Source organism: Streptococcus pacificus (assembly GCF_016481305.1).
GTDB classification, from domain to species: Bacteria; Bacillota; Bacilli; order Lactobacillales; family Streptococcaceae; genus Streptococcus; species Streptococcus pacificus.
In genome coordinates, this window is the sequence record NZ_JAENBO010000001.1 from 394,103 (window position 1) to 407,721 (window position 13,619).

Annotated in this window: 13 protein-coding genes; 11 read left to right on the forward strand and 2 right to left on the reverse strand. The window is 32.3% G+C overall.

Annotation, left to right across the window (positions count from 1 at the left end; all coding sequences use genetic code 11):
• The first annotated feature begins 1 nt into the window (after position 1).
• From wecB to JHK62_RS01795, 9 genes are all read left to right on the forward strand, one after another.
• Positions 2 to 1,105, forward strand: a complete 1,104-nt coding sequence (gene wecB / locus JHK62_RS01755) for a non-hydrolyzing UDP-N-acetylglucosamine 2-epimerase (RefSeq protein WP_199574960.1) — start codon at positions 2 to 4, stop codon at positions 1,103 to 1,105.
• A 21-nt stretch (positions 1,106 to 1,126) separates the two neighbouring features.
• The gene (locus JHK62_RS01760) at positions 1,127 to 2,548 is read left to right on the forward strand and encodes an MATE family efflux transporter (RefSeq protein WP_199574961.1); all 1,422 of its coding nucleotides are present in this window, start codon (positions 1,127 to 1,129) and stop codon (positions 2,546 to 2,548) included.
• Between the two features lie 49 nt (positions 2,549 to 2,597).
• The gene (locus JHK62_RS01765; protein ID WP_199574962.1) at positions 2,598 to 3,539 is read left to right on the forward strand and encodes a glycosyltransferase family 2 protein; all 942 of its coding nucleotides are present in this window, start codon (positions 2,598 to 2,600) and stop codon (positions 3,537 to 3,539) included.
• The gene (locus JHK62_RS01770) at positions 3,529 to 5,268 is read left to right on the forward strand and encodes a glycosyltransferase family protein (RefSeq protein ID WP_199574963.1); all 1,740 of its coding nucleotides are present in this window, start codon (positions 3,529 to 3,531) and stop codon (positions 5,266 to 5,268) included. The genes JHK62_RS01765 and JHK62_RS01770 overlap by 11 nt, the downstream gene beginning before the upstream one ends.
• A 60-nt stretch (positions 5,269 to 5,328) precedes the next feature.
• Positions 5,329 to 5,835, forward strand: a complete 507-nt coding sequence (locus tag JHK62_RS01775) for a DUF1307 domain-containing protein (protein WP_199574964.1) — start codon at positions 5,329 to 5,331, stop codon at positions 5,833 to 5,835.
• Positions 5,836 to 5,976: 141 nt separating this feature from the next.
• A complete protein-coding gene (locus JHK62_RS01780; protein WP_199574965.1) occupies positions 5,977 to 6,480 on the forward strand; it encodes a DUF1307 domain-containing protein in 504 nt (167 codons plus the stop codon).
• An 80-nt stretch (positions 6,481 to 6,560) separates the two neighbouring features.
• Positions 6,561 to 7,061 carry a DUF1307 domain-containing protein gene (locus tag JHK62_RS01785; protein ID WP_199574966.1) on the forward strand — a complete coding sequence of 167 codons (501 nt, stop codon included), beginning with the start codon at positions 6,561 to 6,563 and terminating at the stop codon, positions 7,059 to 7,061.
• Positions 7,062 to 7,198: 137 nt separating this feature from the next.
• Complete coding sequence (locus JHK62_RS01790) at positions 7,199 to 7,564, forward strand: hypothetical protein (RefSeq protein WP_199574967.1); 366 nt, start codon at positions 7,199 to 7,201, stop codon at positions 7,562 to 7,564.
• A gap of 51 nt (positions 7,565 to 7,615) precedes the next feature.
• The gene (locus tag JHK62_RS01795; protein WP_199574968.1) at positions 7,616 to 9,529 is read left to right on the forward strand and encodes an ABC-F family ATP-binding cassette domain-containing protein; all 1,914 of its coding nucleotides are present in this window, start codon (positions 7,616 to 7,618) and stop codon (positions 9,527 to 9,529) included.
• Positions 9,530 to 9,566: 37 nt separating this feature from the next.
• Here JHK62_RS01795 and gatD read toward each other — a convergent pair whose 3' ends face one another.
• Together gatD and murT are read right to left on the reverse strand one after the other, a co-directional pair.
• Entirely contained in the window at positions 9,567 to 10,355 is a 789-nt protein-coding gene (gatD, locus tag JHK62_RS01800) for a lipid II isoglutaminyl synthase subunit GatD (RefSeq protein WP_199574969.1), read from the reverse strand.
• On the reverse strand, positions 10,355 to 11,698 hold the full coding sequence (gene murT / locus JHK62_RS01805; protein ID WP_199574970.1) for a lipid II isoglutaminyl synthase subunit MurT: 1,344 nt from the start codon (positions 11,696 to 11,698) through the stop codon (positions 10,355 to 10,357). Before murT ends, gatD begins: the two co-directional genes overlap by 1 nt.
• A gap of 105 nt (positions 11,699 to 11,803) precedes the next feature.
• On the opposite strand from murT, the gene cdaA reads away from it, so the two are divergent.
• The gene (gene cdaA, locus JHK62_RS01810; protein ID WP_199574971.1) at positions 11,804 to 12,655 is read left to right on the forward strand and encodes a diadenylate cyclase CdaA; all 852 of its coding nucleotides are present in this window, start codon (positions 11,804 to 11,806) and stop codon (positions 12,653 to 12,655) included.
• Positions 12,652 to 13,611 carry a CdaR family protein gene (locus tag JHK62_RS01815; protein ID WP_199574972.1) on the forward strand — a complete coding sequence of 320 codons (960 nt, stop codon included), beginning with the start codon at positions 12,652 to 12,654 and terminating at the stop codon, positions 13,609 to 13,611. Before cdaA ends, JHK62_RS01815 begins: the two co-directional genes overlap by 4 nt.
• Positions 13,612 to 13,619 lie beyond the last annotated feature (8 nt).

Genomic DNA, 13,619 nt, shown 5'->3' on the forward strand with positions numbered 1-13,619 from the left:
TATGAAAAAGAAAAAAGTTATGGTGGTTTTTGGAACGAGACCAGAAGCGATAAAAATGTGTCCATTAGTTAAAGAATTGAAGAAAAATATCAATTTCGAAACTACAGTTTGTGTTACTGGACAGCACAAAGAAATGTTAGAACAAGTTTTAAAAGTTTTTGATGTGACACCAGAATATGATTTACAGATAATGAGACATGATCAAACACTGTTTTCAATCACAACAAGTATTTTGACAAAACTCAAGCCAATTTTAGAAGAAGTTGCCCCTGATATAGTATTGGTTCATGGAGATACTTCAACAACTTTTGCCACCTCACTTGCAGCTTTTTACCTTGGGATTAAAGTTGGTCATGTTGAAGCAGGTTTGAGAACATATAATATCAGAAGTCCTTTCCCAGAAGAATTCAATAGACAAGCTGTTTCAATTATGTCAGATTTTAATTTTGCTCCTACCGAAAATGCGAAATTGAATCTAATCAATGAAGGGAAAGCTTCACAGTCTATATTTGTAACTGGAAATACAGCGATTGATGCGTTAAAAACAACAATTTCTACATCATACTATCATGAATTATTTGATTGGATTGGTGATGATCGTTTAATTATGTTAACAGCCCATAGAAGAGAAAACCAAGGTTCTTCTATGGAAAATATGTTTAGGGCTATAAAGAGAGTATTAAAAGAACAATCTGATATTAAAGTTATCTATCCGATACATAAAAACCCTCAGATTAGAAAAATTGCTAATGAAGTTTTTCAAAATGATGATAGGATTAAACTGATTGAACCATTGGAAGTTATTGATTTTCACAATTTTTTAAACAAAAGTTATTTAATTTTAACGGATTCTGGTGGTATTCAAGAAGAGGCCCCTTCTTTAGGAAAACCTGTTTTAGTCATGAGAGACACAACTGAACGTCCTGAAGGAGTAGCAGCTGGGACACTTAAGCTTGTTGGTACTAATGAGGAGATAATCTATCAAAATTTTATTAAGTTATTAAGTGACGATAATGAATATGAGAAAATGAGCAAGGCAAGCAATCCTTATGGCGATGGTGAGTCTTCCAAAAAAATTGTTGAAATTTTAGAAAGAAATTTGTAGCAAACTTAAGGAGAAAAGCGGTTGAAAAATTCTAAAATTGTTAATTTAATTAAAAATTTTAGTTACATTATAACGTCAAATTTTTTAAATTTATTTGTTTCGACACTTGTTATTTTAGTCTTACCCAAGGTCATAGGTGTTGCAAGTTATGGCTATTGGCAACTTTATACTTTTTACTTAACCTATATAGGATTCTTTCATTTTGGATGGTGTGATGGTATCTATTTAAAATTTGGGGGAAAGAATTATAATGACTTAAATAAGCAATATTTTTTCTCACAATTTTTTCAATTCTCATCATTTCAATTAATTTTATCTATTTTAGTACTTTTATATTCTATTTTTGTCATTCAAAATTTTGAAGAAAAGTACATTATGATTGCTATATCTGTTAACTTTCTAATAACTAATATTAGACAATTTTTCATTTTTCTTTTACAAACAACTAATCAAATAAAACAAAGTTCTCTCATTATGATTAGTGATAGGGCGATTTATGTTGTTATGATAGTTATCTTGTTGTTTAGTGGGAAAACAAGTTTCTATCTTATGATTCTACTAGACAATATTGCCAGATTTATTTCTTTACTTTACTCAAGCTATATATGTAAAGACATTGTTTTTTTCCCAATTAAAAAACTTTATATTAACATTAGAGAAAGTATTGACAATATTCTAATTGGCATTAACTTAATGTTTTCAAATATAGCTAGTAGTTTGATTATTGGAATTATTCGTTTCACTATTCAAAGGAATTGGAGTATTGAAACTTTCGGGAAGGTTTCTTTAACTTTAAGTATTTCAAATTTAATGATGACCTTCATCAATGCTATTGGAATAGTGATTTTCCCCATTCTAAAGAGATCAAAATCATCCAATCTACCTATCATTTATAAAAGTTTACGAAACATTTTAATGTTATCAATGCTTTTTGTTTTAATTCTTTATTTCCCCTTAAAAATTATTTTAACGTATTGGTTACCCAATTACTCTGAAAGTTTGGTTTTTATGGGTATTATTTTTCCAATGACTGTATTTGAAAGTAAAACGTCTCTATTAATTAATACCTACTTAAAAGCGCTAAGAATGGAGAAAGTAATTTTTAAAGTTAATGTGTTTACTATGTTATTAAGTTTAGTAATCACTCTATTTACAGCATTTTATTTTAAGAATTTAATAATAGTTGTTTTAACAATTATCATTCTTCTGGCATTTAGAAGCATACTTTCTGAAATAATTTTGGCGAAGCACTTAGATGTAGCAGTCAATAAGGATATATTATTAGAGTTACTGTTGAGTTTTGTTTTTATTCTTTCTAATTTCTTATTCTCAACAATGCATTCATTTATAATCTTTGTTTCATTCTATTTACTATATATTTTTATTAAGAAGTCAGATTTATCTAATACTTTTAAGAATTTCAAACAATTGATTAAAAGTTAATTAAGTATTACTAACTAACCGGTATAACAGAAATAAAGGAAATAAAATTATGATGAGATTAAGTGTTATTATTCCATGTTACAACGAAGAAGAAAATATTTTCCCTTTCATTGAACAAATAAAAAAAATAGAAAAACAACTCAAAGAACATCTTTTATTTGAATATATTTTTGTTGACGATGGTTCAACTGATAAAACACTTGAAAGAATTCAAGAAATTCGACAAAATAATAATAATATTTTCTACTTGTCATTTTCAAGAAATTTTGGCAAAGAAAGTGCCATGTTAGCTGGCATGAAAGCAAGTAAAGGGGACTATATTACTATTATGGATGCTGACTTGCAAGACCCCCCAGAATTGTTACTTGATATGTTTGATAAAATCAAAGAAGGCTATGATATTGTCGGTACTAGAAGAATTAATCGCAAAGGTGAGCCGTTAATCAGATCATTATTTTCAAAAATGTTTTATAAAATCATGAATCTGATATCTGAAATAAAAATGATTGACGGACTAAGAGATTTTAGTCTCATGACAAGACAAGTTGTTGACAGTATCTTATCATTAGAAGAAGTGAACCGATTTTCTAAAGGTATTTTTTCTTGGGTTGGTTATCGTTCAACATATCTTAGTTATGAAAACAGAGATAGAGTTTATGGTAAGTCATCATGGAATTTTTGGTCACTATTAAGATATTCATTTGAAGGATTTATTAATTTTTCTGAGGCACTTCTTAATATAGCTGTGTGGAGTGGTACATTATCATTTATCCTTTCAATAATAGGTATTATTTTTATCGTAGTAAGAAAACTAACGATTGGTGGTAGTGTTAATGGTTGGGCTAGTTTAGTGACCATAATATTATTAATTGGTGGCATACAATTACTCTGTATTGGTATTTTAGGAAAATACATTTCTAAAATTTTCTTAGAGACAAAAAAACGCCCACTATATTTTATAAAAGAGAAGGCTTTAAATAATGATAGATAAGAAAATTAACGCACTCGTTCAAAGTAATAAGAAAGTCTATTTATCTCTTTTTCTATGGTCGCTTCTTTTTACAATTATTTCTGTTGTCGCCATTAATGTTTCTAACCCACCCTATGATTATCAGTTTCACATGATACGTATTATTGGACTTGCAGATTCTTTAAAAAATGGTGATTTTCTGCCAAACTTAAATCATATTTTTGCCTATGGCACAGGGTATGCCTCAAATATGTTTTATGGCAGTTGGCAACTGTATTTGCCGGCTTTAGTGATGATAATTTTTAACAATCCTATCACTTCTTACACCTCTTTTGCCGCTTTTTCAATACTTTTAACTTCTTTTTCAACCTATTTTTCTTTTGAGAAAATGATAAAAGACAGGTACAAAAGTTTTCTTATCGCATTAATCACTCCCTGTTTTTTTCCAATATTTGGATTTGGAATGACTTATGTGGTTTTTTTAGTCCCTTTATTGTTTTACGCTATTTATAAAGTGATCTATTTAGATAAGAATAACCCTGTTTTCCTAGGCGTAGTGATTGCCATTTTAGTTCAAACACACACATTATCCACCTTAATTTTAGGGTTTATTTCTTTGGTATTTGTATTGTTTAATGTCAAAAGACTCACTCTAAGGTATTTCCTATCATTTTCTTTGTCGCTCATTTTAGCAATCTTTCTATCGAGTGGTTATATTTTTCAATACATAGAGCAGGTTAAATCCCAACATTTCTATTTTTCTTGGACAACTCGAGATTTTCCTGTTGCTCGTGAGTTATTATTTAATCTAGATAATGGTTTTAATTCTGGATTTTCTTCTTTGAAAAGCAATTATGATTTATTGTTGAAGGTGTTTTTTATTTATTTCATAATAAAATTCAAATCATTAAAAAATATTTCCAAAACAGTGTTACTTACAATCTTAATTGTTTATCTTTCAATGACTAAAATTTTACCATGGTATGGTTCTCTGAGGTATACGTTTTTAGGAACATTACAGTACACAGAACGCCTTTATTTCTTTTTACCAATTCTTCTTCTTATGGTAATTGGAATAGAGTTACATTCAAAATTTTTAAAACCGTTACTGATTTCTGTTGTTGCTTTTTATCTATTGATACCAATTTTTAAAATGTCTGTTTGGCATTATTCAAGTAGTATGCTCCGAATGAAAGATAACAGTGATAGAATAACACAAATGTACCACCATTCTAATAGTCAATTTGCTAGTCCTAGTGGTGATGAATACTACACTTTAGATATTAATCATGATAATGTTAGAAATCCAAACTTTGGGAATTTTTCTCAAGTGAATAATGTGTTAATTACTAATGTGTCAAAAAAATATAATCGATTAGAATTCGATTATAAGATTATTAATGAGGATCAAGAAGCATCTGTAATACTTCCTAAAATTTGGTATAAGGGTTATCGTGCTGATTATTCTAATAATGGTAAAGGAAGTCAGCCTTACCTTGATAAAAGAAATAGAACCGATGATGAGATTAATCAAATGAAAAAACTTTCTATGCCGTACGTGTCCAGTCAGAAAGTGTTAAATGATGGAAAAATAAAGTTATCTTTTCAAAAAAGTGGGCATGTGTCAATCTTTTATAAAAAAACAACCGTACAAAAAATAGGCTATGGTTTAGAATTAATGTCATGGACATTTCTAATTGTTATAGTTTATTTAAAAAGGATTAAATATAACTCTTACTTTAATGATTAACGTTGTCTTATCAAAGATAAAAAGATATAATGGAAGTATTAAATAATTAAGGAGACTTTTATGAAAGCAAAAAAAATTATTCTTAGTGTTTTATCCTTGTTAGCACTTGTTGTTTTAGTTGCCTGTGGATCTGGCAAAAAGGAATTAAAAACTTCTTACTATCAAAGTAACCAACCTGGAGTGGATATTCGTATGACTTTCCATTACGATGAAGATAAAGATGCGATTGTTAAGCAAGAAACACATACACAGATGGATTATGCTGGTTTAGGCGTTCAAACAGCTGATGAAGCAAAAGATATTCTAGATAGTATTGCTGCTCAATATCAAGGAATAGATGGTGTTTCAGATAAAATCGATTATGGCGAAAACTCTCTTAACGAAGATTTAGTGATAGATTACGAAAAAGTGGATTTTAAAGAGATTGCTGACATTCCAGGCGTATTTTCAAATAATCTTGAAAATGCTGACTACATTAGTTACAAACAAACATTAGAATTTCTTGAAAAAGGTGGCTTCAAAGAAGTTGAAGACGGCAAATTTAAAGATTTTCAACCCTTAAATTAAAACTGAGATTTTTAATAAAAGCTATTGATAGATAATTGTCTATCAATGGCTTTTTAATTGACTCTTTATCCAGAAAAAATCTATTGCCTTCTTTGCCTTAACAAGATAAAATAGAGGTATGACTTAATTGAGGAGTATGAGATGAAGAGAAATAAAACACTAATAAGCTTTTTACTTGTGATTGTAATGATTATTTTAAACGCATGTGGTTCAAAAGAAAAAACAATTGAATCTATTGCCTTTCAAAATGCCATTCCAGGTCGAGATATTAGGTATATTTTTTACTATGAAAAAGGTAGCGATAAAATTGTGAAGCAAGAATCTATTACCATCTTTTCATACAGTGCTTTTGGGGTCGACTCACAAGAAGAAGCTAAGGCACTTTTAGACCCACTATCCAAAGACTATGAAGCCATTAAAGGGGTTACGCAGACCGTTGAATATGAAACAGATTACCTGACAGAGAAGATTATGGTTGATTATTCAAAAGTCGATTTAAAACAATTAAAAGACGATCCAAGATTTGAAATAGAAGGCGAAGATGCTGATTATTTTAGTTTAACAAGATCTGTAAAACCTTTTAGAAATAAAACTAGTGGCTTTGTAGAAATTAAAGATGGCAATTTTAAAGAGTTTCAACCTTAACAGGAAAAGCAAAACTTTATTTGTAAAAGTTTGCTATATTATTTGGAAATCTATATAATATAAAGAAAAAGGAGAAATTCATGAGAAAAAAACAGATTATTCTAGGCTTAATAATGACAGCCATGCTTGCTATTTTAGTAGCTTGTGGTTCAAAAACAAGCAAAACTGAAAGTGTTTCTTACCAAAGTAATCAAAAGGGTGTTGACAATCGTGTAACTTATTACTATGAAAAAGGAACCGATGAAGTTACAAAACAAGAGGCTGTTACTCAAATGTCTTATGATTTTCTAGCTGTTAAGAATGCTGAGGAAGCTAAAAAGAAACTAGAATCATTTACTAGCATGTATGAAGGAATTGAAGGTATTACTGAGGACGTTAAATTTGAGGAGTCATCTTTAACCGAAACTGTTACGATTGACTATACTAAGGTAAATTTTGCTGAACTTTCAGAAATTCCTGGTATTGATGCCGTTAATTTAGAAAACTCTGACTATATTAGCCTTGATCAATCTGTTCAATTGATTAAACAACAAGGTTTTGAAGAGGTTAAGGACGGCAAGTTTAAAAAATTTGAAGAATAAAAAGAAGTGGCCTAGCCACTTTTTTTATCGATAATGAAAGTAATTGATTGCTTTTAAATCTCATTTTTTATAGAATAAGAGGACATGTTGGCAAGACTCTTGTTGGTGTCAACTTAAAAAGGAGTGATACGTTTAATATGTTACGTCTAATTAAAAAATTTCCAGAGCAAGTCTTTTTATTTCTGTTTAATGCCGGTGTGTTCACTTGGCTAAAAATGGGGAGTCAAACGATACTAAATAATCTTGGTGTTGATTCAGCAAATCTCATGGCAAAAGTGCCTGATTCTATCCGTACTCTAACAGGCGGTAGTCTTGAAAATCTTAAAACTTTGGTTGAAAGCTCTCCGTGGATCTGGCTTGTTATTTCTATGGGTGTTCTCATTGTCATTCGTTTTGTCAAAGGTCTCATCAAGTTTTTACTATTTACGGCAATTATTCTCATCGGTCTTTATCTTTTATTTAAGAATCAAGATTTCGTTAATCTTGTCGTTTCAAAGTTCTAAATAGCTTATATTTTTTGCCCACTTTGTGGGCTTTTTTGTTACAATATTAATATGATTATTTTACAAGGAAACAAGTTAGAGCGCTCCTTTGCTGGAGATATTTTATTTCATAATATTACTATTCAAGTTGATGAACGTGACCGCATTGCACTAGTTGGTCGAAATGGTGCTGGGAAATCAACCCTCCTCAAATTATTAGTTGGTGAGGAGAGCCCAAATTCCGGTCAAGTCACGACGAAAAAAGACCTTTCCTTATCATATCTAGCCCAAGACAGTCAGTTTGATTCTGAAAATAAGATTTACGAAGAAATGCTTGGTGTTTTTAACGAGCTACGACAAACAGAAAAAACCCTGCGACAGATGGAAGAAAAAATGGCAACAGTGTCTCACGAAGCCTTGGAAAAACTGATGTCAGACTATGATAAGTTGTCAGAGAACTTCAAACATCAAGGGGGCTTTACCTATGAATCAGATATTCGAAGTATTTTAAACGGCTTCAAGTTTGATGAGACCATGTGGGAAATGCCAATAAAAGAGTTATCTGGTGGACAAAAAACACGTCTTGCTCTAGCAAAAATGTTATTGGAAAAACCTGAGCTTTTAGTGCTTGATGAGCCTACAAATCATTTAGACATCGAAACCATTGCCTGGTTGGAAAACTATCTTGTTAATTACCCAGGCGCTTTAGTGATTGTTAGTCATGACCGTTATTTTCTAGATAAGGTGACGACGATTACTCTTGATTTAACACCCAACTCACTTGATAGGTATGTTGGTAATTACTCCCGTTTTGTTGAACTAAAAGCACAAAAAATAGCCACTCAAGAAAAATTATTTGAAAAACAGGCAAAAGAAATTGTCAATCTTGAAGATTTTGTGAAGCGAAATATTGCTAGAGCCTCAACGACTAAGCGTGCCCAATCAAGACGCAAACAACTGGAAAAAATAGAACGACTAGATAAGCCTTCAACGCAAACCAAAAAGGCCAATATGACCTTTCACTCTGAGAAACCCTCAGGCAATGTCGTCTTAACCGTTTCAGAGGCTGCTATTGGTTATGACGGCGACATCTTAGCCGATCCGATTCAACTAGACATTAGAAAATATGATGCCATAGCAGTAGTTGGCCCAAATGGCATTGGGAAATCAACACTGATTAAAACTATTATTGGTGATATTCCTTTAATCGCAGGTGCGATTAAGTTTGGAGCTAATGTGGAAAGCGGGTATTATGACCAAACTCAGTCGCGTTTAACACCAAACAATACCGTTCTGGAAGAATTATGGTCTGCTTTTCCAACAACGCCGGAAGTGGCTATTAGAAATCGTTTAGGGGCCTTTTTGTTTTCTGGTGAGGATGTTAAAAAAACAGTTGCCGTGTTATCAGGAGGCGAGAAAGCCAGACTGTTACTCGCTAAGTTATCCATGGAAAATAACAACTTTCTCTTACTGGATGAGCCGACTAACCATTTAGACATTGATAGTAAAGAAGTGCTTGAGAATGCCCTCATCGATTATGATGGCACTTTACTCTTTGTCAGTCATGACCGTTATTTCATCAATCGAGTGGCAACAAAAGTGATTGAAATTTCTGAAACAGGCAGTACACTTTATCTCGGTGATTATGATTATTACCTTACCAAAAAAGCAGAATTAGAAGCGACATTACAAGCTGACAATGTGACTGAAAATTCTCAAAAACACGATGAGAAAAATGATTATCATACCCAAAAAGCAAGCCAAAAAGAATTGCGAAAACTAACCCGTCAACTCTCTGACCTTGAAGAATTACTGGAAAATTTGGATGCTAAAATAGCTACAATTGAAGCTGAAATGACACAAACCAATGATGCTGAAACACTCATCTCACTTCAAGAGCAACTTGAAGACAAGACAACACAACAAACAAATGCGATGACCAAATGGGAAGAAATCGCTGAAATGATTGAAGACTTTGAAGAGTAGTAATCAAAAAACTCACAGATAATTCTGTGAGTTTTTCTTAAGCCTCAAAGTCAGCTTTATTCTTAACATCTAAATATTCTTCAGCTTTTTCGAGAGAAAGGATGTCGTCATAAGCTTTTAATGCCACATCCTGACCGTACTTGTTTTTAAGAGCAGTTGTTAGAAGACGATAGGCTAATCTAGCATTACGTGACAAGATTGGGCCATGGAAATAACTGCCATAGACATTTTTATAGTGGACACCTTCTGTCCCATCTTCTTTATTGTTACCATGACCATAAACAACTTTACCAAGTGGTTTTTCATCATCCGATAAAAAGGTGCGCCCTTGATGATTTTCAAACCCATAATAGGTTTCGTTAAATTCGTCATTGTGGATTTTAATATCACCAATAAAGCGATTATTTTTTTGATTCAAGGTGTAGTGGTTCATAACACCAATACCATCAATCTTTTCACCATTAGCTTGTATATAATATTGACCTAGCAGTTGAAAGCCACCACAGATGGCTAACAAGACTTTATCTTCTTGGATGAAGCGATCAATTTCTTTTGCCTTAGGCGGTAAGTCTTTAGCAACAATGGCTTGTTCATAATCTTGCCCACCACCAAAGAAGACAATATCATAATCATCAGCATTAAAAGAGTCTCCTAGAGAAACCACATCAAATGACATTTTCGCATCTAGTTTCTCACCAACATATTTTAACATGAGGATGTTTCCATTATCACCATAAGTATTAAGCAAATCACCATAAAGATGAGCAACTTTTAACTCATAACGAAACGCTTTATCACTAGGGGATTCAATTGTTCTATAAACCATTATTTCATCTCCTTTTGCACAGCTTTTTTATTGGCTAGAATTTCTCTAAACTCAAGCATAGCAGTATAGGTTGCAAGAATATAGGCATGTTCGGTTTCTTGATTTTCTAGTTTTGAAATCAACTCTTCAAGAGAAGACACAGAAGAAATGTTTTCTTCTGGGAAACCAGTCACGCGCAAGCGTCTTGCAATTTCAGACTCTCTAATTCCTCCAGTGAAAATTTGAGGGATGGTCATTTCTGTTATACTTTCAAAATCAGCATCCCAGATCCAACTGGTATCAATGCCATCAGCGTAGTTGGCATTGAGAAGAACAGAAAGTGTGAATGGATAAGGCGCTAATTTAATCATCTCTAAAGCTTGACTCGCACCAACTGGATTTTTAATCAAGACAAGCGTACAAGAAGTGTTGCCGATCTTGAAAGTTTCTTGACGACCAAAGACTGCCTTACTTTTTTCAAACCCTTTTTTAATCTTCTCAGCAGGAACATCTAAATATTCAGCCACAGCCACTGCAGCTAAAGCATTATAAATATTGTAAAGACCACCAACATTAATTTTATAGTCTTGATTGTCAATGACAAATTGAGAAGATGTATTTGTTATGTTTGTTAATTCTGTTAAAGAGTAATCCAGTTTGGGTCTCTTAAAGCCACAGTTTTGACAAATATAATCCCCCAGATTAGCATAGGTATTTAGGGTGAATTTTAAGATGTGTTGGCATCTAGGACATAAAATCCCTTCTGTATTGTAATGTGCTAATCTTGGCTCATGTTTTTGCGTGTCAAAACCATAGTATTTGATTGGATTAACAATTGTTTTAGAGTGAAACAGCGGGCTATCGCCATTAGCAATAATAGTTGCGTTTGGTGCCTTATTAGTACCATCAAGAATCATTTGATAGGTAGTGTAAATTTCACCATAACGGTCCATTTGATCACGGAAAATATTGGTAAAAACAAAAAGACTTGGTGTCAAATACTCAGTGATTCTAGGAAGGCTAGCCTCGTCAATTTCTAAAACAGCAATCTTCTTACCAGATTTCCCTTTTTTTGCACTCAAAAAGGTTGATGTTATGCCGGTAATCATATTAGCACCACTAGTATTTGTAACAACCTCACCAAAGGCTTCTTTTAATATTCCTACAGTTAAAGCCGTGGTCACTGTTTTACCATTGGTTCCAGTCACAACAATGACCTCATAATCACTAGCTAGTGTTTTTAAGATGTCTTTGTCAAAATGAAGAGCTATTTTACCAGGTAAAGTAGACCCTCTTCCCAATCTATTTAAAATATATTTACTTGTTTTTCCTGCAGTCAACGCTGCCAAAGTTTTTAGTTTCATTCCTATATTTTAACATAAAATTTAATTTTCCAATAAAGAAAAATACTTGAAAAAATGGTATAATGAAAAAGAATTTGAATTTAGATAAGATTGAGAGAATCGTTGATGAGTAGTTTATTTAATATAGATGCTAATTTTTTTAGAAGTCTTTTCGATAGTCCTCTAGCTATTATCGTCAATATAGTTGATATATTGATAGTCTCTTGGCTAATTTATCGTTTCATCAAGGCTTTAGCAGGGACCAAAGTAATGTCGTTAGTGCAAGGTGCTGTCTTGTTTGTCATTATTCGCTTTATTTCGGGATTGATTGGCTTTAGCACTCTTACTTATTTAATGAATCAAGTCATTACCTATGGTGTTATTGCTGGTGTTGTTATTTTTGCTCCTGAAATCCGTTCAGGTCTTGAGCGTTTTGGACGTACGCCACAATCGTTTATCCAAACCCAGACTCTAACGGATGAAGAAAAGTTAATTTCTGCTTTAATGAGGGCAGTCAAATATATGAGCCCTCGTAAAATTGGTGCGCTTATAGCCATTGAAAACACTCAAATACTAAGAGAATATATTTCAACAGGCATTCCTCTTGATGCTGATATTTCAAGCCAATTATTAATTAATATATTTATTCCAAACACACCATTACATGATGGTGCAGTTATCATTAGTGGTAATAAAATAGCGGCGGCTTCTTGTTATTTACCCTTGACGGATTCAAAGAACATTTCAAAAGAGTTTGGGACACGCCATAGAGCAGCCATTGGCCTTTCTGAACGATCAGATGCTCTTACTGTTATTATTTCTGAGGAAACTGGTGCTATCTCTATCGCCTATAAAGAAAGATTAGAACACGACCTTTCTTTAGATGAATTTGATAAAGAATTACATTCTATCTTTTCTCCAAAAGTTAAAAAGACTCGTTTCAACTGGAGAAAATTTTTAGGAGGTGAGAAATCATGAGTAAACGAATTTTTGTGAAGAAATTAAGTTTAATTTTAGTTTCAATTTTCTTTGCACTATTCTTGTTTTTAACAGCCAAATCAAGTAATTATAACAATACAACATCTCAGATTAACAGATTTACAGAAACTTACACACATACGTTAGAAAATATTCCAATAGATATCAAATATGATAGTGATGAGTATTTTATTAGTGGCTATTCTTATGAGGTTGAAGTCTATTTAACGTCAACGAATCGTGTTAAGCTTGATTCAGAAATTAATCCATCAACTAGAAGTTTTCAAGTGGTGGCTGATTTATCCAATCTAAGTGTTGGTCAAACAAAAGTTCCTTTGCAAATTAAAGACATGCCATCTGAAGTGACTGGACAAATTTCTCCAGCAACGATGGAAGTAACAATAGGCAAGAAACAAACTAAAAAGTTTGAAGTTATACCAACCATTAAAGATGAACAATTAGCAGAAGGCTATGAACTTAAAAATATTAAAGCTAATATCAAAGAGGTAGAGGTTACTAGTGATGAGGCAACTATTGATCAAATTGATCATGTGGTAGCTTCCTTCCCAGATGATTTTGAGTTATCTGATGACCTAGAAGAAGATGTTATTCTTCAAGCTGTGTCTGAAAATGGCACAATTCTACCAAGCATTATTGATCCAGTAAGTGCTAAACTATCGGTTGAGTTAAAACGATTAAGTAAGACAGTGCCTGTTGTTATTGAATTGACTGGTGAGCTTGATAGTAGTCTTAAAAATATTCGTTACGAACTAGAAAGTAGTGAAGCCTTAATTTTTGGTTCTCAAGAAGACTTAGACAACACAACTGAAATCAGAGTTCCTGTTGATATTTCAAATGTTAAGAAAAATACAATTAGGACAATTGAATTACTAGATGATAATGTTTCAGTTGTACCGGAAACGATGAAACTAACCTTGACGGTTGAGAAAAAATAGTTTTGCTA